19 protein-coding genes are annotated in these 19,334 nt (G+C 74.0%); 5 read left to right on the top strand and 14 right to left on the bottom strand.

Features of this window, described 5'->3' with window-relative positions:
* Window positions 1-99: 99 nt before the first annotated feature.
* Together OG206_RS24375 and OG206_RS24370 are read right to left on the bottom strand one after the other, a co-directional pair.
* Entirely contained in the window at window positions 100-1,476 is a 1,377-nt protein-coding gene (locus OG206_RS24375) for a PucR family transcriptional regulator (RefSeq protein ID WP_327119562.1), read from the bottom strand.
* A 128-nt stretch (window positions 1,477-1,604) separates the two neighbouring features.
* The gene (locus OG206_RS24370) at window positions 1,605-4,397 is read right to left on the bottom strand and encodes a LuxR family transcriptional regulator (protein WP_327119560.1); all 2,793 of its coding nucleotides are present in this window, start codon (window positions 4,395-4,397) and stop codon (window positions 1,605-1,607) included.
* A 162-nt stretch (window positions 4,398-4,559) separates the two neighbouring features.
* On the opposite strand from OG206_RS24370, the gene OG206_RS24365 reads away from it, so the two are divergent.
* Complete coding sequence (locus tag OG206_RS24365) at window positions 4,560-5,351, top strand: alpha/beta fold hydrolase (RefSeq protein WP_327119558.1); 792 nt, start codon at window positions 4,560-4,562, stop codon at window positions 5,349-5,351.
* A gap of 48 nt (window positions 5,352-5,399) precedes the next feature.
* Here OG206_RS24365 and bdeA read toward each other — a convergent pair whose 3' ends face one another.
* The 9 genes from bdeA to hisD form a co-directional block, all read right to left on the bottom strand.
* On the bottom strand, window positions 5,400-6,329 hold the full coding sequence (gene bdeA / locus OG206_RS24360) for a bis(hydroxyethyl) terephthalate hydrolase (RefSeq protein ID WP_327119556.1): 930 nt from the start codon (window positions 6,327-6,329) through the stop codon (window positions 5,400-5,402).
* Window positions 6,330-6,516: 187 nt separating this feature from the next.
* Window positions 6,517-7,272 (bottom strand): imidazole glycerol phosphate synthase subunit HisF, encoded by a 756-nt coding sequence (gene hisF, locus OG206_RS24355; protein ID WP_327119554.1) that lies wholly within the window; start codon window positions 7,270-7,272, stop codon window positions 6,517-6,519.
* Complete coding sequence (locus tag OG206_RS24350; protein WP_327119552.1) at window positions 7,269-7,667, bottom strand: RidA family protein; 399 nt, start codon at window positions 7,665-7,667, stop codon at window positions 7,269-7,271. Before OG206_RS24350 ends, hisF begins: the two co-directional genes overlap by 4 nt.
* The gene (priA, locus tag OG206_RS24345; protein WP_327119550.1) at window positions 7,664-8,389 is read right to left on the bottom strand and encodes a bifunctional 1-(5-phosphoribosyl)-5-((5-phosphoribosylamino)methylideneamino)imidazole-4-carboxamide isomerase/phosphoribosylanthranilate isomerase PriA; all 726 of its coding nucleotides are present in this window, start codon (window positions 8,387-8,389) and stop codon (window positions 7,664-7,666) included. Before priA ends, OG206_RS24350 begins: the two co-directional genes overlap by 4 nt.
* A complete protein-coding gene (gene hisH, locus OG206_RS24340) occupies window positions 8,389-9,030 on the bottom strand; it encodes an imidazole glycerol phosphate synthase subunit HisH (RefSeq protein WP_327119548.1) in 642 nt (213 codons plus the stop codon). The genes priA and hisH overlap by 1 nt, the downstream gene beginning before the upstream one ends.
* A gap of 19 nt (window positions 9,031-9,049) precedes the next feature.
* Window positions 9,050-9,205, bottom strand: coding sequence for a hypothetical protein (locus tag OG206_RS24335; RefSeq protein WP_327119546.1), 156 nt, complete (start codon window positions 9,203-9,205; stop codon window positions 9,050-9,052).
* A complete protein-coding gene (gene hisB, locus OG206_RS24330) occupies window positions 9,202-9,795 on the bottom strand; it encodes an imidazoleglycerol-phosphate dehydratase HisB (RefSeq protein ID WP_327119544.1) in 594 nt (197 codons plus the stop codon). Before hisB ends, OG206_RS24335 begins: the two co-directional genes overlap by 4 nt.
* The gene (locus OG206_RS24325; protein WP_327119542.1) at window positions 9,792-10,910 is read right to left on the bottom strand and encodes a histidinol-phosphate transaminase; all 1,119 of its coding nucleotides are present in this window, start codon (window positions 10,908-10,910) and stop codon (window positions 9,792-9,794) included. Before OG206_RS24325 ends, hisB begins: the two co-directional genes overlap by 4 nt.
* Entirely contained in the window at window positions 10,907-12,229 is a 1,323-nt protein-coding gene (hisD, locus tag OG206_RS24320) for a histidinol dehydrogenase (protein WP_327119540.1), read from the bottom strand. Before hisD ends, OG206_RS24325 begins: the two co-directional genes overlap by 4 nt.
* Before the next feature lie 160 nt (window positions 12,230-12,389).
* Here hisD and OG206_RS24315 point away from each other — a divergent pair, with 160 nt between their 5' ends.
* The 4 genes from OG206_RS24315 to ybaK all read left to right on the top strand — a co-directional run bounded on the left by OG206_RS24315 (window position 12,390) and on the right by ybaK (window position 16,553).
* The gene (locus OG206_RS24315) at window positions 12,390-13,991 is read left to right on the top strand and encodes an oxidoreductase (RefSeq protein WP_327119538.1); all 1,602 of its coding nucleotides are present in this window, start codon (window positions 12,390-12,392) and stop codon (window positions 13,989-13,991) included.
* 222 nt (window positions 13,992-14,213) lie between these two features.
* Window positions 14,214-15,248 carry a hypothetical protein gene (locus tag OG206_RS24310; RefSeq protein WP_327119536.1) on the top strand — a complete coding sequence of 345 codons (1,035 nt, stop codon included), beginning with the start codon at window positions 14,214-14,216 and terminating at the stop codon, window positions 15,246-15,248.
* Window positions 15,249-15,259: 11 nt separating this feature from the next.
* A complete protein-coding gene (locus tag OG206_RS24305) occupies window positions 15,260-16,036 on the top strand; it encodes an LON peptidase substrate-binding domain-containing protein (RefSeq protein ID WP_327119534.1) in 777 nt (258 codons plus the stop codon).
* 16 nt (window positions 16,037-16,052) lie between these two features.
* Entirely contained in the window at window positions 16,053-16,553 is a 501-nt protein-coding gene (ybaK, locus tag OG206_RS24300; protein ID WP_327119532.1) for a Cys-tRNA(Pro) deacylase, read from the top strand.
* Window positions 16,554-16,569: 16 nt separating this feature from the next.
* Here the strand turns inward: ybaK and OG206_RS24295 are convergent, their stop codons facing one another.
* The 3 genes from OG206_RS24295 to OG206_RS24285 all read right to left on the bottom strand — a co-directional run bounded on the left by OG206_RS24295 (window position 16,570) and on the right by OG206_RS24285 (window position 19,318).
* Window positions 16,570-17,325, bottom strand: a complete 756-nt coding sequence (locus tag OG206_RS24295) for an ABC transporter permease (protein WP_327119530.1) — start codon at window positions 17,323-17,325, stop codon at window positions 16,570-16,572.
* A 105-nt stretch (window positions 17,326-17,430) separates the two neighbouring features.
* Window positions 17,431-18,279: an ABC transporter permease gene (locus tag OG206_RS24290; protein WP_442805892.1), complete on the bottom strand. Its 849-nt coding sequence runs from the start codon at window positions 18,277-18,279 to the stop codon at window positions 17,431-17,433.
* Window positions 18,280-18,334: 55 nt separating this feature from the next.
* Window positions 18,335-19,318: an ABC transporter ATP-binding protein gene (locus OG206_RS24285; RefSeq protein WP_327122387.1), complete on the bottom strand. Its 984-nt coding sequence runs from the start codon at window positions 19,316-19,318 to the stop codon at window positions 18,335-18,337.
* Window positions 19,319-19,334: the final 16 nt, after the last annotated feature.

Raw genomic sequence — 19,334 nt, 5'->3', positions numbered from 1 at the left:
GCACGCGCCGGGCCGCGCGGCGACCGCGCGGCCCGGCGGTGGCGGCGCGGCCTGCCGCCGGGCCGCCTGCCTGGGACGTCGCCCCGGCCCGGGGAGGGGTCAGCCCGCCAGCAGCCGACGGGCGGCCAGCGCCAGCGAGACCTCGACCGCGTCCGTGGGGCGGGTCAGGCAGCGCCCCGTCAGCTGCTCGAAGCGCCGCAGCCGGTTCAGCACGGTGTTGCGGTGGCAGTACAGACGGGCCCCGGCCCGCTGCGCCGATCCGTCCGCGTCGAGCCACGCGGTCAGCGTCTCGACGAGCACGTCACGGTCCGCCGGGTCGAGCGCGTCCAACTGCCCGAACACGCGGTCGGCGAGCGCGGCTCCCAGGCCGGGCGACGACACGACGAGTGCGGTGGGCAGGTGTTCGTCCAGCAGGACGGTTCCGCCGGAAGCGGGGCAGGCGCGGAGCGCCGTCTCTGCCAGGACGCGTGCGTCCCCGACGGAGGCGAGTCCGTCGACCACGGAACTGATGCCCACTCGGGTCCCCGGAGGCACCGTCAGTCGGGCTGCCAGCTCGGCGAGTTCGTCAACGGGCCCGGTACCCGCGTCCGTGCCGGGGCCGCCGGCCGTGGCGGCCCCTGACGGGTCCGTGCCTTCCTCCCCGCCCGCCACGCCGGCCTCCGCGGCGAGCGCGCCCGTACCGAGCGGGAGGACGGCCAGTTCCACGTCGCCCGCGGTGTGCCAGAGCGCCGGGACGCCCTCGGCCAGCGTCAGGGGCGGGCGCCCCGCGCCGTGCGGGGTCCGGCTCGGGCCCGTCACCGCGAGTACCGCGTACCGCCCCTGGACCGGCAGGCCCAGCATCAGCGCGGCGTCCGGCAGGTCCGCGATCCGGGCGGTGCCGTCCAGCAGGGCCGCCGTCATCAGTCGCTGCCGGTTCTCGCGGCGCCAGGACAGGCGCCGTTCGGCCTGCCGGTACGCCTCGGCCACGACCGCGCAGTGCTCGTCGACGAAGTTCCACACGTCCGCGGCGACATGGACCAGCAGCCGGGTGTCCTCGGGGTGGCGCCGGGCGGTGTCGTCGACCAGGTCCTGCCAGACCATCGCCCCGCCCATCCGGAAGGCGTGCATGACCGCGTCGAGGGGTACGCCCTGCTCGGCCCGGCTCTCGCCGATCCACCGGGAGGTGCGGTGGGCGGCCTCCCTGAACTCCCGTGGCTGGATCAGGGAGGCGACGTTGTGGCGCAGGGAGTGGTGGACCTCCTGCCAGATCTCGGCCGGCTCGGTCTCGATCGCGGCGCGATAGGCGGGCTCCTGCTCCCGCAGTGCCTCGACCAGTCGGTCGGTGAGCTCCGGCAGCGAGTCCAACAGCGTGCGGGCCGCCCGGTGGAGCACCGCTAGGGCCTCACGGTCGGCCAGGGAGCGGAAGCGGTGCGGCATCTGCGGGACCGGGGGCGGTCCGTGCAGCGCCCTGATCCGTGAACGTACGACCTGTGGCATGGCGGCCCTCCACCCGGAATCGGCCGGCTGCGGTTGGGCCGGCCCCGGCGTGCGCCCGGTCCCGCATTGGGCGGGCGCACACCGATCGATCCTGACGACCGCAGAATGGCATACCGCCCGGTCGGTACCTAGGGGTGTGCGCGGTTCTTCTCATCACGGTCCTGCAACCTCGCCCCGGACCCGCGGTCGAGCAGCCGCGCGAGTTCGGTCCGGGACCGGACGCCGAGCGCCGAGAACACGTTGCGGAGGTGGTGGTCGACGGTCCTGGGGCTCACCGAGAGCCGCACGGCCACCTCGCGGTTGGTCGCTCCCTCCGCGACGCAGCGGGCGATCCGCTGCTGCTGCGGGGTCAGTCCGGCCAGGGGGCCCGGCCCACCCCGGGCCGGGCCGTCCACCGCCTCCCCGGCGGCGCGCAGTTCCCCGCTCGCCCGGTCCGCCCACGCACGGGCCGAGCAGCGCTCGAAGCCCACCAGTGCGTCGCGCAGGGGGCCGCGCGCCTCGCGGGTGCGGCGCAGCCGGCGCAGCAGCTGGCCGTGGAGCAGCCGGGTGCGGGCGCGCTCGAAGTCGCCGCCGGCCCGGTCGTGGTGGACCAGCGCCTCCTCGTAGCGTGTCGCGGCCTCCTCGGGCGGCGCCAGCAGGGCGCGGCAGCGCGCCAGCTGCGCCGGGACCTGCGGATCGATGGTGCGGGCGGTCCACAGCGCGAACTCCTCGACCGCCACTGCGAGTTCAGCGGCTCCCTCGTCCGCGCGCCCGGAGAGCACCATCGCCTCGACGTAGCACGGCACCGCCAGCATCCGGGTGGCGAAGTGCCCGGTTCCCGGACCGGGCCTGACCAGTGGCCCGAGCCGGGCAGCCGCCTCACCGGGCCGTCCGGCCGCGAGATCCGCGCGGGCGACCGCCCAGGTGGCGAGCGTGGCCGCCTGGGCGAGGCCGTGGGGTCCCGCACCGGCCAGGGCCGCGTCGGCGTGGGCGGCACAGGCCTCGGCAGGTCCCTCCACGGAGGCCGCGAGCGCGAGCACGGCGTGCAGGTGCGTCGCGGCGTTGGGCTGCCCCGTGCGCCGTGCGGCGTGCAGTCCTTCCAGCGCGTGCGCCCGCGCCCTCGCGTGCCGGCCGGTCCGCAGTTCGGCGTAGGCGAGCTGTTCCAGTGCGTGCGGCAGCAGGGACTCGGGGCCCCGGGTGCGTACGGCGGCGAGCGCGCGGGCGCCCGCCCGGCAGGCGGCCTCGACCTCGCCGAGCACCAGCGCCGAGGCCGCCGCACGCAGGAGTTCACCCGCGTCGTCGGTGCGGTCCGCCGAGTCAAGGCAGCACCGCAGCAGCGCGTGGCCGCGGCCGGGGTGGCCGGCCAGCACGGCGCACATGCCGGCGCGGTACTGGGCCATGGGCCGGTCGGCGGCCTCCACGGGAATGCGGTTCATGGCGTCGAGGTAGGCGATGGCGTCGCCCATGGCCCACGCCGCCTCCGCCGCCCCGAACAGGGCGTCCAGGGTGCGGCGCGGATCGTGCGGGGCGAGGAGTCCGGCCGCGGTCAGGAGCGCCTCGCGGGCGTCGGCCGCCGGCCCGTCGCGCAGGGCGAGCATGCCGCGGACATACGACGCGGCGCCTCCGGCCACGTGCGGGCCGACGCGGGCCAGCATGGCGCGGGCCCGGCCGGTGTCACCGGCCAGCCTCGCCTGCTCGGCCGCGGCTGCGAAGCGTGCCCCGCGCAGGGAGTCGTCGGTGGAGAGCGCGGCGGCGCGGGCCAGCGCGGCGGAGCGTTCGCCGTGCGGGTACGGGGCGACGGCGGCCGCCTCCAGCCGCTCCGCGAGGGCCGCATCGGGCCCGGGCGCCGCACAGGCCCGCTGGACGAGGGCGGGCAGCGGTGGCGAGCCGGGACGTGTGAGCAGGCCCGCGAGCAGTTCGTGCACCGCACGGCGGAGGCCGGGCGGTGCCCGGTGCAGGACCGCACGGCGCAGTAGCGGATGGCTGAAGTGCACCCGGCTGCCCGCGCGTTGCAGGGCCCCGGCCGTCCCGGCGGGGGCGAACAGCACCCGGTCGAGCTGCGCGGTGGCGAGCCCGGCGCGGGCACCGGCCCGCAGCAGCAGGGCCGCGTCGGACCCGGCCCCGTCCGGCTCGTGTTCCTCCGCGGCGGCGGCGAGCAGCAGCAGGGTGTGGGTGTCGGCGGAGAGCCCGCCCAGGTGTTCGGCGTGGGCGTCGAGGACACTCTCGGCGCCGGGGAGGGGATACGGAAGCGCCGTGCGCCCCGCCAGCTGACCCGGGGTCAGGCGGCCGACGAGACCGGCCAGCAGCCGCGGGTTGCCTGCCGCCTCGCGCAGGAGCTCGCTGCGTACGACGGGGTCGACGTCGCCGGTGGCGGCGGTGAGCGAATCGAGCAGCGCGGTCGCCGCGTCGTCGTCGAGCGGGGCGAGGCGCAGCGCGGGCAGTCCGGCGAAGGCGGTCTCGTCGGCCGAGCCGATCACCACCGCGACCCGGCTGCCCGCGCCGAGTCTGCGGGCGGCGTATCCGAGGGCGGCTCGCGAGTCCGGGTCCCAGGCGTGGGCGTCGTCCACGCAGACCAGCAGGGGTTCCTCGGCCCCCAGGCCGCGCAGCACGGCGAGGAGCCCGCCCGGCGTGACGCCGGACCGCAGGAGTGTGTCGGGCAGCGGGCGCGGCGCGGAGCACAGCAGGGTGTGCAGCCCGCTGTGGGGCAGCCGTTGTTCGGTGGGGGCGGCGGCGGCGTACAGCAGGGTCCCTCCGTGCCTGCCGTGGTGCTCGGCGGCGGCGCGTCGCAGCAGGGCGGTGCGGCCCAGGCCGGGCGGCGAGGTCAGCACGAGTGCTCCGCCGTCACCTGCCCGGAGCCGTCCCAGCAGGGTGTCCAGGATGGCGAGTTCGCCGCTGCGGCCGTACAGCCGGGGCGGACTGTGCACGGTCGTCGATGGGGTCACCTCGTCGACGTTACTTCCGCGTAAACAGCGTCGGAAGGTGCGCGTCCGCTCCTGGTTCCCGGGCGGCCCTGTGCGGTGCGGGCTCCCAACAGAACGGCGCGGGCGCTGTGCGGGGGCACAGACGCGGCGCGTTCGGGTGCGGCACGCCCTTAGCGTCGCCGCATGACGGATGAACTGCGCACGCACGACGGCCTGACCCTGCGGTACCGGTCCTGGTCACGGGATCCGGACGGCGCCCTGCCGCCGGTCGTGCTGCTCCACGGCTTCGCCGCCCACGCCCGGCTGAACTGGGAGGGCCCCGGGGTCGTGGAGGCGCTGGTGGCGCGGGGCCGGCGGGTGTACGCCCCGGATGCGCGCGGGCACGGCGATTCGGACGGGCCGCACACCGACGCCTGCTACGGCGAGTCGCTGATGGCCCGTGACGTGCGGTTGCTCATCGACCGGATCGGCGCGGACCGGGTGCACGTGGCGGGGTACTCCATGGGCGCCGTGGTCGCGATCCTCGCCGCGGCCCAGGACGCCCGGATCAGCCGTCTGGTCGTGGGCGGGATCGGCGCGGGTGCGGTGGAGGTGGGCGGGCTCGACACCCGGGTGATCCCGCCGGACCTGGTGTCGGCGGCGCTGACGGCCGAGGACGCTGCGGACGCACCCGCGCGGACCCGGGCCTTCCGCGTCCTGGCGGACACGGCGGGCGGCGACCGGCTGGCGCTGGCCGCGCAGATACGTTCGGTGCACCGCGACGCGTTGCCGCTGGACCGGATCGTCGTCCCGACGCTGGTGCTCGCCGGTGCGGACGACCCTCTCGCGACCCGGCCCGAAGTGCTGGCCTCGGCGATCGCGGGCGCGGAGCTGGCCGTGCTTCCGGGGGATCACCTGACGGCTGTGCGCGATCCCGGATTCGCCGTGAGCATCGCGGGTTTCCTCTCCCGGGACCGAGCACACCCGCACACCTGAAGGGGCCGGACCGCGGTACGCGCGGTCCGGCCCCCGGTTCCCCCGTCGTCAGGAGGTGTGCGGGCAGGTGCCCCGGTACTCCGCGATGGTCAGGCTCGCCGAGGGCAGCGGGCAGAGGAACTGCTCGTAGCGGGTGTCGTTGTCGATGAAGCGCTTCAGCCACGAGATGCTGTACTTCGCGATCGTCGTGTTGGAGGAGTTCGGGGTGAAGTGGCTCGCCCCGCGCAGCTCCAGGTACGCCTTGTCCAGCGAGCTCGGCAGCGAGTTGTAGAAGGGCTCCGAGTGCGTGGCCACCGGGGCGACCGTGTCACCGTCCGCCCCGATGACCAGGGTCGGCGTCTGCACCTCGGGCCAGGTCTTGTCCGTGTTCCAGCCGGTCAGCGGGATGGCGGCCTGGAGCGACGGCCGGTCCTTCGCGGCTTCGAGTGTGCCGCCGCCGCCCATGGAGTGGCCCATCACACCGAGCCGCGAGGAGTCGATCCGCGTACGCGCGGAGCTCCTCTGGGTGAGGTAGTCCAGGGCGGCCAGCAACTGGTCGCCCCTGCTCGCCGGCTGGTCCACCGTCGTGTTGGTGTCGATGGTGAAGACCACGAAGCCCTGGGAGGCCAGGCGCGGTCCGAGCCAGGCGATGCTCGACTGGTAGGCGGTGAAGCCGGGCGCGATGACGACCGCGCCGAACGTCCCGTCCGCGGTCGACGTCGGGTAGTAGATCGTGCCGCCGCCGAACCCGCTGACGCTCAGCGAGGAGACGGTGGTCTGCGAGGTCGCGTAGGAGCCGCGGCTCGCCTCGATGCTGGAGTTGCTCGGAGCCGGGCCGCGCTCGTACGGGTTGTCCGCGGCCTGGGCGCCCGGTATCAGGGCGGTGACCAGGCCGGCGGTGGCCGCGGCGGCGGCCACGGCGAGCTTGACCGTACGGGAGCGGCTCTTCGACATCCGGTGGCGCGGGGAGATGTCGCCGGAGGGGAGGTGCTGCTGCACGAGGGGGGATCCTCTCGGTCGGGGCGGCACCGCACGCGCCGGCCCCCGGCCCGTCGTCCGGGGGCCTCGGGGGAGCACCGCGTGGGTGGCGCCGTCATTCGCTGACGCCGCCACTTTCGCGGTGCACCCCCGCCCAGGACATCGGCGAGATCGCCGGTCTTCGGCTCCCGGTCCGCTCCCCCGCGGGTCAGCGGACCGGGTGACCGGCCTCTCGCAGCGCACCCTTGACCTCAGAGATCCGCAGGTCACCGAAGTGGAAGACGGATGCGGCCAGGACCGCGTCGGCACCCGCGCCGACGGCCGGAGCGAAGTCCTCCAGCCGGCCAGCACCGCCCGAGGCGATGACGGGGACGGTGACGTGCGCCCGTACGGCCTCGATCATCTCGGTGTCGTAGCCGTCCTTCGTGCCGTCGGCGTCCATCGAGTTGAGGAGGATCTCCCCGGCGCCGAGCTCGGCAGCCCGGTGCGCCCACTCGACCGCGTCGATGCCGGTGCCCTTGCGGCCGCCGTGCGTGGTGACCTCGAAGCTGCCCGTGGGGGTGCGGCGGGCGTCGACGGAGAGCACGAGCACCTGCCGTCCGAACCGCTCCGCGATCTCACGGACGAGGTCGGGGCGGGCGATGGCCGCTGTGTTGACGCCGACCTTGTCGGCCCCGGCCCGCAGCAGCTTGTCGACGTCGTCGGGGGTGCGGACGCCGCCGCCGACGGTGAGCGGGATGAAGACCTGCTCCGCGGTGCGGCGCACCACGTCGTAGGTCGTCTCGCGGTCACCGCTGGACGCGGTGATGTCGAGGAACGTCAGCTCGTCGGCGCCCTCGGCGTCGTACAGCTTGGCCATCTCGACGGGGTCACCCGCGTCGCGCAGGTTCTGGAAGTTGACGCCCTTGACGACCCGGCCGTTGTCGACGTCGAGGCACGGGATGACCCGTACGGCGAGGCTCATCGCTCACCCGCCCGGTAGGCCTCGACCTCGACCTCGACGACGAGGGACGGGTCCACCAGACCGGCCACGATGATCATCGAGGCGGCGGGGCGGACGTCGTCGAACAGCTCCTTGTGGGCGCGGCCGACCTCGTCCACGTCGCGGGCGTGGGTGAGGTACATCCGGGTACGGACGACGTCCTCGCGTCCCAGGCCCGTCTGCTTCAGCGCGTCGAAGGCGACCTGGAAGGAGGCGACGGCCTGCTCGTACGGACCGCCCCGGGCGATCTCGCCGTTGACCACGGAGGTGCATCCGGCCACGAGGACCAGACCGCCCGGGAGCTCCACCGCGCGGGAGTAACCGAACTTCTCCTCCCACGGGGCGTCCGAGGAGAAGCGGCGCACGGAGTCCGTCATGCGGAGACCGCCTTCAGTGCCTCCTCGAGCGTGAACGCCTTGGCGTACAGCGCCTTTCCGACGATCGCGCCCTCGACACCCTCCGGGACGAGCAGGGAGATCGCCCGCAGGTCGGCCAGCGAGGAGACGCCGCCGGAGGCGACGACGGGCCGGTCGGTGGCCGCGCAGACGTCGCGCAGCAGGCCCAGGTTCGGGCCCTCCAGCGTGCCGTCCTTGGCGATGTCGGTCACCACGTACCGGGCGCAGCCCTCGGAGTCGAGGCGGGCGAGCGTCTCGTAGAGGTCGCCGCCGTCGCGGGTCCAGCCGCGGCCGCGCAGGGTCGTGCCGCGGACGTCGAGGCCGACGGCGATCTTGTCGCCGTGCTCGGCGATGACCTTGGCGACCCACTCGGGGGTCTCCAGGGCGGCGGTACCGAGGTTCACGCGGCGGCAGCCGGTGGCGAGGGCCGCCTCCAGCGAGGCGTCGTCGCGGATGCCGCCGGAGAGTTCCACCTTGATGTCCATCGCGCCGGCGACCTCGGCGATCAGGGCACGGTTGTCGCCGGTGCCGAACGCGGCGTCCAGGTCGACGAGGTGAAGCCACTCGGCGCCGGAGTTCTGCCAGGCGAGGGCCGCCTCGAGCGGCGAGCCGTAGGAGGTCTCGGAGCCGGATTCGCCGTGCACGAGGCGGACGGCCTGGCCGTCGCGCACGTCTACGGCGGGGAGCAGTTCAAGCTTCGGCATTACAGCGTCTCGATCCAGTTGGTCAGCAGCTGGGCGCCGGCATCGCCGGACTTCTCGGGGTGGAACTGGGTGGCCCACAACGCGCCGTTCTCGACGGCCGCGACGAACCGCTCTCCGTGCGTCGCCCAGGTGACCTTGGGGGCACGGATCTTGGCGTTGGTCACTTCGAGGGACCAGTCGTGCGCCGCGTACGAGTGCACGAAGTAGTAGCGCTCGTCGCGGTCGAGGCCGGCGAAGAGCCGGGAGTCCTCGGGGGCCTCGACGGTGTTCCAGCCCATGTGCGGGACGATGTCGGCCTTCAGCGGGCCGACGGTCCCGGGCCACTCGTCGAGGCCCTCCGTCTCCACGCCGTGCTCGATGCCGCGCTCGAACAGGATCTGCATGCCGACGCAGATACCCATGACGGGCCGGCCGCCGGACAGCCTGCGCCCGATGATCCATTCGCCGCGGGCTTCCTTCAGCCCCGCCATGCAGGCCGAGAAGGCACCGACGCCGGGGACGAGCAGCCCGTCCGCGTTCATGGCGGTGTCGAAGTCGCGGGTGATCTCCACGTCCCCGCCGACATGGGCGAGGGCCCGCTCGGCGGAACGGACGTTGCCGAAGCCGTAGTCGAAGACGACGATCTTCTTCTTGTCGCTCACAGATTCCTCAGTCCCGGGGTCACTGGATCCGCAGGATGCCGGAGACCAGGCACATCACGGAGCCGAATCCGAGGAGCACGACGACGCCCTTGGGCATGCCCTGCTTCCAGAAGGAGTAGACGCCGCCGGCCAGGAAGAGGCCGACGACGATGAGAATGGTGTTGAGGCCGGTCACAGCGCGCCCTTCGTGGAGGGCAGGATGCCTGCGGCGCGCGGGTCGTGCTCGCTGGCGTAACGGAGCGCGCGGGCCAGCGCCTTGAACTGGCACTCCACGATGTGGTGGGCGTTGCGGCCGTACGGGACGTGGACGTGCAGGGCGATCTGCGCCTGGGCGACGAAGGACTCCAGGATGTGCCGGGTCATCGTCGTGTCGTACTCGCCGATCATCGGCGCCATCTTCTCCGGCTCGGTGTGCACCAGGTAGGGGCGGCCGGAGAGGTCGACGGTGACCTGGGCGAGCGACTCGTCCAGCGGGACCGTGCAGTTGCCGAAGCGGTAGATGCCGACCTTGTCGCCCAGTGCCTGCTTGAAGGCGGCGCCGAGTGCGAGGGCGGTGTCCTCGATGGTGTGGTGCGAGTCGATGTGCAGGTCGCCCTCGGTCTTGACCGTGAGGTCGAAGAGTCCGTGCCGGCCGAGCTGGTCGAGCATGTGGTCGTAGAAACCGACCCCGGTCCCGACATCGACCTTGCCGGTGCCGTCGAGATCGATCTCGACGAGCACGGAGGTCTCCTTGGTGGTCCGCTCCACCCTGCCTACGCGGCTCATGCGTCGTGCTCCTTCTTCAGTTCGCGCACCGCATCGAGGAACGCGTCGTTCTCTGCCGGGGTTCCCGCGGAGACCCGCAGCCACCCCGGTACGCCGTTGTCCCGGACCAGGACGCCCCGGTCGAGGATCTCCTGCCAGGCGGCGTGGCTGTCGGCGAAGCGGCCGAACTGGACGAAGTTGGCGTCCGAGTCCGTCACGGCGAAGCCGAGCTCCCGCAGCCCGCCGACCAGCCGGTCGCGCTCGCTCTTGAGCTGCGCGACGTACCCGAGCAGCGTATCGGTGTGCTCCAGGGCGGCGAGCGCGGTGGCCTGGGTGACGGAGGACAGGTGGTACGGCAGGCGCACCAGCTGTACGGCATCGACGACGGCCGGGGCCGCTGCGAGGTAGCCGAGGCGCAGGCCCGCGGCGCCGAAGGCCTTGGACATGGTGCGCGAGAGCACCAGGTGGGGGCGGCCCTCGATGAGCGGGAGCAGCGAGGGGTGGTGGCTGAACTCGCCGTACGCCTCGTCGACGACGACCATCGAGGGCCGTGCCGCCTGGGCCGCGTCGTACAGGGCGACGACCGTGTCCGCGTCGACGGCGGTGCCGGTGGGGTTGTTGGGCGAGGTGATGAAGACGACTTCCGGCCGGTGCTCGGCGATGGCCTTCTTCGATGCCTCCACGTCGATGGTGAAGTCCTCGTTGCGCGGGCCGGAGATCCAGCCGGTGCCGGTGCCGCGGGCGATGAGGGCGTGCATGGAGTACGAGGGTTCGAAGCCGATCGCGGTGCGCCCGGGTCCGCCGAAGGTCTGCAGCAGCTGCTGGAGGACCTCGTTGGAGCCGTTGGCCGCCCAGACGTTGACCGCGGCCACCTCGTGTCCCGCGGTGCGGGTGAGGTAGCGGGCGAGCTCGGTGCGGAGTTCGACGGCGTCGCGGTCGGGGTAGCGGTTGAGGTCGCGGGCGGCCTCGCGGACGCGCTCGGCGATGCGGTCGACGAGCGCGTCGGGCAGCGGGTAGGGGTTCTCGTTGGTGTTCAGCCGGACGGGTACGTCGAGCTGGGGCGCGCCGTACGGGGACTGGCCGCGGAGCTCGTCGCGGATCGGGAGCGCGTCCCAGGCGTTGCTGCTGTTCGTCACGCTTGCGGAACCTTCCAGCCGAACCTGGCCTTGAGCGCGGCGCCGTGGGCGGGGAGGTCCTCCGCCTCGGCCAGGGTCACCACGTGGTGGGTGACGTCGGCGAGGGCGTCGCGGGTGTAGTCGACGATGTGGATGCCGCGCAGGAAGGACTGCACGGACAGGCCCGAGGAGTGGCAGGCGCAGCCGCCGGTGGGCAGGACGTGGTTGGAGCCGGCGCAGTAGTCGCCGAGGGAGACGGGCGACCAGGGGCCGACGAAGACGGCCCCCGCGTTGCGGACCCGGTCGGCGACGGCGGCGGCGTTCTCCGTCTGGATCTCCAGGTGTTCGGCCGCGTACGCGTCGACGACCCTGAGCCCGTCCTCGATGTCGCGGACGAGGACGATCGCGGACTGGCGGCCGGCCAGCGCGGGCTCGATCCGGTCGGTGACGTGCCGGGTCGCGGCGACCTGGGGCTTCAGCTCGGCCTCGGTGGCCGCGGCGAGTTCCTCGGAGTCGGTGACGAGGACGGCCGCGGCCATCGGGTCGTGTTCGGCCTGGCTGATCAGGTCGGCGGCGACGTGCACGGGGTCGGCGCTCGCGTCGGCGAGGATCGCGATCTCGGTGGGACCGGCCTCGGCATCGATGCCGACACGGCCCTTGAGGAGGCGCTTGGCTGCGGCGACGTAGATGTTGCCGGGCCCGGTGACGAGGTTCACGGGCGGGCAGTCCTCGGTGCCGTACGCGAACATCGCGACGGCCTGGGCGCCGCCGGCGGCGTACACCTCGTCGACGCCGAGGAGGGCGCAGGCCGCGAGGATCGTGGGGTGCGGCAGGCCGCCGAACTCCTTCTGGGGCGGGGACGCGACGGCGATGCCCTCGACGCCCGCCTCCTGGGCCGGTACCACGTTCATGACGACGGACGAGGGGTAGACCGAGCGGCCGCCGGGGACGTAGAGCCCGACACGCTCGACGGGCACCCACTTCTCGGTGACGGTGCCGCCGGGCACGACCTGGGTGGTGTGCGTGGTGCGGCGCTGCTCGCGGTGGACGAGGCGGGCACGGCGGACGGACTCCTCGAGCGCCGCGCGCACGGCGGGGTCGAGGGCTTCCAGCGCCGCTCCGACGGCGTCCGCCGGCACCCGGACCGAGGCGATCCGCACGCCGTCGAATTTCTCTCCCCACTCGATCACTGCCGCCGAGCCACGATGGCGTACGTCCTCGCAGATGGGCCGCACCGTCTCCAGGGCGGCTTCCACGTCGAACTCGGCACGGGGCAGCAGGTCGCGCAGGGCGCCGCCCTCGGGGAGGGCGGTACCGCGCAGATCGATTCGAGAGATCACACCGCAATTCTCTCAGACCGGTTACGGCGCCCGGTCGCCCGTATCACTGGCTGATACATGCCCCGGCTGTCACTGCTGACCGTTAGCGTTCACGTCGTCACACAGTGGGAAGAACGGCTGTACGAAGCGCGGGGCGGTCCGCGCGGGCGGAGGTGGGGCAGTGACCGAGCCGCACGACGGCGAGATCCCGGACGGGCTCAGCGCGGCGGAGCTGGGCATGTGGCAGTCGTTCCGGAACGGCACGACCTACGATCTGCGTTCCCACGACCCGGTGCGTGACGATCCGTTCGCGCCGCACGTCTGGGGACCGGAGCGGAGCGTCGGCGCGAGGACGGTCGCGCGGCTGCTGCTGAGCGGGCCGGCGGCTCGGCCCGGACGGGTGGCCGCACTGAAGCTCCGGGGGGTGCGCATCACCGGGAAGCTGGACCTGGCGGGCGGGCGTGTCTCGCCGTACGTGGAGCTGACGGGCTGCCGCTTCGAGCAGGAGGTGGTCCTGCCGGAGTGCCACTTCACGACCCTGCGGATGGTGGGCTGCGCGGTGCCGCGCCTGGACGCGGCGCGGCTGCACACGGAGGGCGACCTGCATCTGCCGCGCTGCCGCATCGAGCGCGGTATCCGCCTGACCGACGCCCAGATCGGTACGGACCTGCTGATCAACCAGCTGTTCGCCGGTCCGGACCGGCGCGGGCGCGCCTTCGTCGGCGACGGCATGTCGGTGGCGCAGGACCTGCAGGCCGAGATGATCGACACGCGCGGCGAGCTGAGCCTGCGCGGGGCCAAGGTCGGCGGTTCGCTGAGCCTGCGCGGCAGCAGGCTGCGCGCCTCCGACGGGCGGCGGGCGCTGAACGCCCCGCAGCTGAGTGTGGAGCGCACGCTGTACATGACGGAGGCCTGGGTCAGCATCGAGACGGGGAACCAGGGCACCACACCGCCGTACGGCATCGCGCGCGGCGGCGGCCCGGCCCGCGGGACGCGGGCGCAGGTCTTCACGTGCCGGGGCGCGGTGCGCCTGGACGACGGCCGGTTCGGGGACGCGGTGGACCTGCACAAGGCCCGTTTCGTCCTCACGGGCCGTGAGGAGCTGTCGCTGCGCAGGATCGTCACCCCTGAGCTGCGCTTCAACGCGGAGCGCCCCCGTGAGGGCCGGGTCGTGCTGAACGGTGCGAGGGTGGTGACGCTGATCGACGTGTCGACCAGCTGGCCGGGCCCGGGCGGTCTGGCGATGGGCGGCTTCGTCTACGAGAACCTCGTGCCGTACGGCCACTTCCCGCTGTCGAGGCGCCTCGACTGGGTGCTGGCCGCGACCCCGGAGTACGTACCGGAGCCGTACGAGCGCCTCGCGACGGTACTGCGCAACTGCGGCGAGGACGCAGACGCCCGCGAGGTGCTGCTGGCCAAGCAGCGGCGCAGGCGCGAGACGCTCCCGCCGGCGGGCAGGATCTGGGGCTATCTGCAGGACTGGACGGTGGCGTACGGCTACCGTCCGGGCCGCGCGCTGGTGTGGATGGCGGTGCTGTGGGCCGCGGGGGCGGTGGCCTTCTCGCAGTACCGACCGGAGTCGATCAAGGGGAGCGAGCATCCTCAGTGGAATGCCGCGCTCTACGCACTGGACCTGCTGGTCCCGGTGATCGATCTCGGGCAGGACGGCTACTGGCTGCTCGAGGGCGGCTGGCAGTGGACGGCGGCGGCGCTCGTGCTGCTGGGCTGGATACTGGCCACGACGGTGGCGGCGGGGGCCTCCCGGCTCCTGCGGCGCGGTTGACCGCCGCTCCCCCGCCGGACCCGGCGGATCCCTGCCGGCGCAGGGATCGAAAGGTCTGTCGAGACCCGGCAGGACGGGCGGTGCGCGACCACCGTACGGTCGGGATCGAGCCGATGCGGAACGTTTCCTTTGCTTTTTCTTGACTCGATGCGGGGCAACCCTCCCACTCGCCACAGAAGCTTCACAGTGGCCCTCTGGCGCCGCCCCGACCTGCGCTTTTCAATGGTCTGCACCATGGCTTCCCTCCGTGCACTGCTGAGTTCCGCGCGCACGTTCCGGTACGGCCCCGGGCTCGCGGCCGGGCTGCCGTCCGACGACGCGGTGCTGCTCGACGCGCCCGACGAGCAGCTCTCCCCCGCGCTGGTCGCCGCGGCCGTGGGGGACTTCGGCCCGGCGGCCAAGCTCCTGGCCACGACCAGGGACGCCGCCGACTGGGAGACCCGCGACCGCTGCCTGTCCCGGCTCACCGCCTTCGCCCGCGGCCGGGACGGCTGGCTGACCGGCTGGCTGGCCGCCTCCCCGCGCGATCCGGACGCCCTGCTCGTCAAGGCCGAACTGGCGGTCCGCCGCGCCTGGGATTCCCCCGCGCACGCCGAGCTGCTGCGCGAGGTCGGTCCGCTGATCACCGCGGCGGCCGAGGCCGACCCGAGGGACCCCGTGCCGTGGCGGCTCGCACTCGACCACGCCCGTGGCACGCACGCCCCGCACACGGTCTTCGAGTCGCTGTGGGAGCAGGCGGTTCGCCGCTCCCCGCACCACTACGGCAGCCATGTCGCGGCGCTGCGGTACCTCTCGGCCGCCTGGTACGGCTCGCACCGGGAATGCTTCGACTTCGCCGAGCGGGCGGCGGAGGACGCCGCCGCCGACTCCCTGGTGCAGGCGCTGCCCGCACGGGCCGCGTTCGCGCTGCTGCGGGACGAGAAGGCCGCCGCACGGGTGACCTCGGTGCAGCGGGACAGGATCGACGCCGCCGCCGACCTCGCGATCGGGCTGTCCGCCGGGTTCCCGGCCGGTGACCCCTGGCCGGCCGAGGTCCGCAACCTCCTCGCGTACGTCCTGGTGGCCCGGGGCCGCACGACGGAGGCGGTGGAGCAGTTCCGGCTGATCGGGCCGTACGCCACGTCGTTCCCGTGGGCCTCGGTGGCCGGCGAGGCGCTCGGCGGATTCCTCGACGCGCGGGCGGACGCCCGGCTCCGGGCGTCGCCTTCCGTGTACGCGCGGCGCAGGCCGGAACACAGCGGGCGCCGCGGCCATTAGGCTTGCCCGTTGTGACCACCGCTCGCCTGCCACTCTTCCCGCTGAACGCGGTGCTGTTCCCCGGCCTCGTGCTGCCGCTCAACGTCTTCGAGGAGCGTTATCGCGCCATGATGCGCGAACTGCTCGCGATCGACGAGGACGAACCGCGCCGGTTCGTGGTGGTCGCGATCCGCGACGGCCGCGAGACGGCACCGACGGCCACCGGCATGCCGGACACCGTATCCGCGGCGCCGCCCGCGGAGCGGGCACCGGCCGACGGCTTCGGACCCGATCCCATCCAGACCTTCCACCGGGTCGGCTGCGTCGCGGACGCGGCGAAGATCCGCGAGCGCTCCGACGGAAGTTACGAGGTCCTGGCGACCGGCACCACGCGGGTCAGGCTGCTCTCCGTCGACACGAGCGGTCCGTTCCTGACGGCCGAGGTCGAGGAGCTGCCCGAGGATCCGGGGGGCGCCGAGGGGGACGACGAGGCGGCGGCCGAGGCCGGGGCCCTGGCCGAGGGGGTCCTGCGGGCCTTCCTCAGCTACCAGAAGCGGCTCGCGGGGGCGAGCGAGCGGTCCCTGACGACCGGCGCGGACCTGCCCGACGACCCGTCCGTGGTCTCCTACCTGGTGGCAGCCGCGGCGGTACTGGACGTGCCCGCGAAGCAGCGGCTCCTCCAGGCGCCGGACACCGCGACCCGGCTGCGCGAGGAGCTGGCGCTGCTGCGCAAGGAGACGGCAGTCATCCGGCACCTGCCGTCGCTGCCCGCGATCGACCTGACCCGCGCTCCCACGCACCCCAACTGACCCGAGGACCGGCCCGGTGGCGAAGAAGTCCAGGAAACAGCAGCCCGGCGGAACCCCGGCCACCGTCGCCCTGACCTCGGCCGGCACCGCCTTCACGGTCCACTCCTACGACCACGACCCGTCGTCGCCGTCCTACGGCGAGGAGGCGGCCGAGGCGCTCGGGGTCGCGCCCGACCGGGTGTTCAAGACCCTGGTCGCGGAGGTGGACGGCGAGCTGGTCGTCGCCGTCGTCCCGGTCGCCGGCTCCCTGGACCTCAAGGCCCTGGCGTCGGCGGTGGGCGGCAAGCGGGCGGCCATGGCCGACCCCGCCGCGGCGGAACGCACCACGGGTTACGTACGGGGCGGGATCTCTCCGCTGGGCCAGCGCAAAAGGCTGCGCACGGTGCTCGACGCGTCGGCCGGGGCGCACCCGACCATCTGCGTCTCGGCGGGCCGCCGCGGTCTGGAGGTCGAACTGTCGCCGTCGGACCTGGCGGCCCTGACCGGCGCGGCCCTGGCCCCGATCGGCCGCGGCTGACCCGCGCGGACGTCCGTCAGGAGCGCTCGGGCCACTGTCCCGGCGTGCCGCCGTGCTCGGGATCGGGGCCCACCGGCCCCGGACCGAACGCCGACGCGGGCCCTGCGGCGGGCGGGGCCGACTGCTCCGGCGCGGCCGACGACGGCTCCCCGTAGGGCACGCCCCACTCGGGCTCGGGGTCCTTCGGGCCGAACAGTGCCGTCAGTCCCAGGTGCACGATCATCGCGGCGATCGGCCAGGCGAGCACGGCCGCCCCCACCGCGTGCAGTTCGAGAGGTGCGTCGAAGGTGACGCCCTTGCCGACCTCCTTGGCGTGGGCGACCACGTCCGAGGTCGGCCCGAACCAGGTGCCGATCCCCCACGCGAGCAGCGAACCGAGGAGCCCGCCCAGGGCGAGCCCCACCACCAGCGGGATACCCCCGCGCCGGCGGAGGACGAAGACGGCGACGGCCGACACCAGGCCGAAGGCCAGGGCGAGCAGCACGAACGTGCCGTCCGCGCCGATGGCCTGCTCGCCTTCGCTGTTCTTCAGGAACACGGCCGTCTCGTCGGAGACCAGGGGCACCCGGGGCGCCAGCAACAGCCACAGCAGCCCGAGCGCGACACCGGCGACCGTCAGCAGCACGGCGACCACGGCGCCCTGCCGCAGCTCCGCGCGTCGCTCGGACGCCTCCGGCTTCTCTCCGCCGGGCACGGCGTGGGACCCGGACGGCGGATCCTGCCACGGGTCGTGGGGCTGGGGCTCGTGCGGCGGCGTCAAGGGTGCTGTCACGGTGCCATCGTGCCAGGCCGCCCCGCGTACCGCCTCACCGGACCGCCGCTGGAAGGACCACACCGGCGCTCGGGCCGCCGCACCCCGCCAGGGGTGCGGAACGGGTCAGCGCACGGCCGCCCGGCGGTACGCCCATGTGGCCACGGCCAGCGACAGCACGCCGACGGCAGCGCACACCGCGAGGTCCAGACCGACGACCGCCCAGTCGGGGTGGGCGTCGAAGGAGCGGGACAGCGCCTCGACGCCGTACGTCGACGGGAGCAGGTCCCGCGCCCAGCCGACGGGGCCGGGCAGTCGCTCGGCCGGCAGCACGCCCAGCAGCAGCGCGGCGGACATGCCCAGCTGTCCGAGCAGGGTCGCCAGCTCCTGCCTCGGTGCCAGCAGCCCGAGCGCGGCGCCCAGCCCCGAGAGGGCGGCGCCGGAGAGCGGGATGACGGCGACGAGCACCCAGAGGTGGGTCATGGGCAGCCCGAACAGCACGCTTCCCGCCACCGCCGTGACGATCGTGCCCGGCACCGTGAACGAGGCGTACGCACCCGCCGCCCCCAGCACCACCGCGGCCGGCGGCACCGGGAGTGTGGCGTAGTGGTCGAGGCCGCCGTCGGCCCGCAGCCGGCCGAAGTACTGGGCGAGCAGGTTCAGCGCCACGAAGGCCACGACCAGGACGCTCGACCCCGCGACCACGGCCCGCGCCTCGGCACCGCCGTCGACGACCCCGCGCATCAGCACCATGATCCCGATGGACTGGAACGTCGCGACGAACAGCAGCGGGATCCGGGCGACCCTCGCCCGCGAGAGCTGCGCCCGGTAGACGGCCGCGAGCGAGGGCAGCAGCCTGGCCCTCGGCGCGAGGACGGCGGGCGCGGTACGGGCGGCCCTGCCGGTCCGGACCGCGGAGGTCCGCACCTTCGGCCCCGTCATCTTCGCGGACTCCGTGGGAACGATGCTCGTCACCTGGCGCTGCTCCCGTTCGACTCCGACTCGTATCCCGACACGCTGACCGTCACACTCACGCCTTCACCAGTCCCTCGGTGGCCCTGGCCGCGTCGCCGCCGAGCGCCAGGTAGACGTCCTCCAGGCTGGGCGTGGCCAGGGTGAAGTCGTCCAGCGAGGAGAACGCCGCCCCGCCGGTCACCGCGGCCACCGCGGCCCGCGCCTCGTCGGGCCCGAGCCGCAGCACCCACCGGCGCCCGGACTCCTGCGCGGAGGCGCGCAGCGCGGCGACCTCGGGCACGTCCAGCGGCGCCCGCTCGCGCCACACCAGTTCGACCCGGACCTCTCCGGCCACCCGCTCCTTGAGCCCGGCCGGGGTGTCACAGGCGATGACCTTTCCGCGTTCCATGACGGCGACCCGGTCCAGGACCGTCTCCGCCTCGATCACGTTGTGGGTCACGAGCAGCACCGTCGCGCCGTTCTCCTCCCGGCGCCGGTCCACGGCGGACCAGACGGCGCGCCGGGCCACGGGGTCCATCCCGGTCGTCGGCTCGTCCAGCACCAGGACGGGCCGCTCACCGACCAGCGCCGCCGCGAAGCAGGCGAGCCGCCGCTGGCCGCCGGACAGCTTGTTCAGCGGCCGCCCGGCGAGCGCGGTCAGCCCCAGCTCCTCCAGCACGTCGTCGCGCGCGGCCCGCGCCTGACGCACGGGGAGGCCCCTGAGGCGCCCGGTGGTCTCGGCGGCGAGCGACACGGTCAGCTCGTCGAGGGCGGTGGACTCCTGCCCGAGGTAGCCGATGAGGCGTGAGGCCCGCTCGGGGTGGCGCACAAGGTCGTGCCCCAGCACCTCGACGCTCCCGGAGTCCGGGCGCATCAGCCCGGTGAGCTGGCGTACGAGCGTGGTCTTGCCCGCACCGTTCGGCCCGAGCAGACCGAAGATCTCGCCGCGCCGGACATCGAGACCGACGCCGTCGGTCGCGCGCACCTCGGGGGTGGCGGCCCGGCCGCGCCGGGCGCGGACGGCGGGATAGGTCTTCACCAGATCACGCACCGCGCACACGGTCCCGGTCCCGGTC

It is taken from the genome of Streptomyces sp. NBC_01341, from assembly GCF_035946055.1.
GTDB lineage: Bacteria > Actinomycetota > Actinomycetes > Streptomycetales > Streptomycetaceae > Streptomyces.
This window is presented reverse-complemented; position numbering and strand designations above follow the sequence as displayed.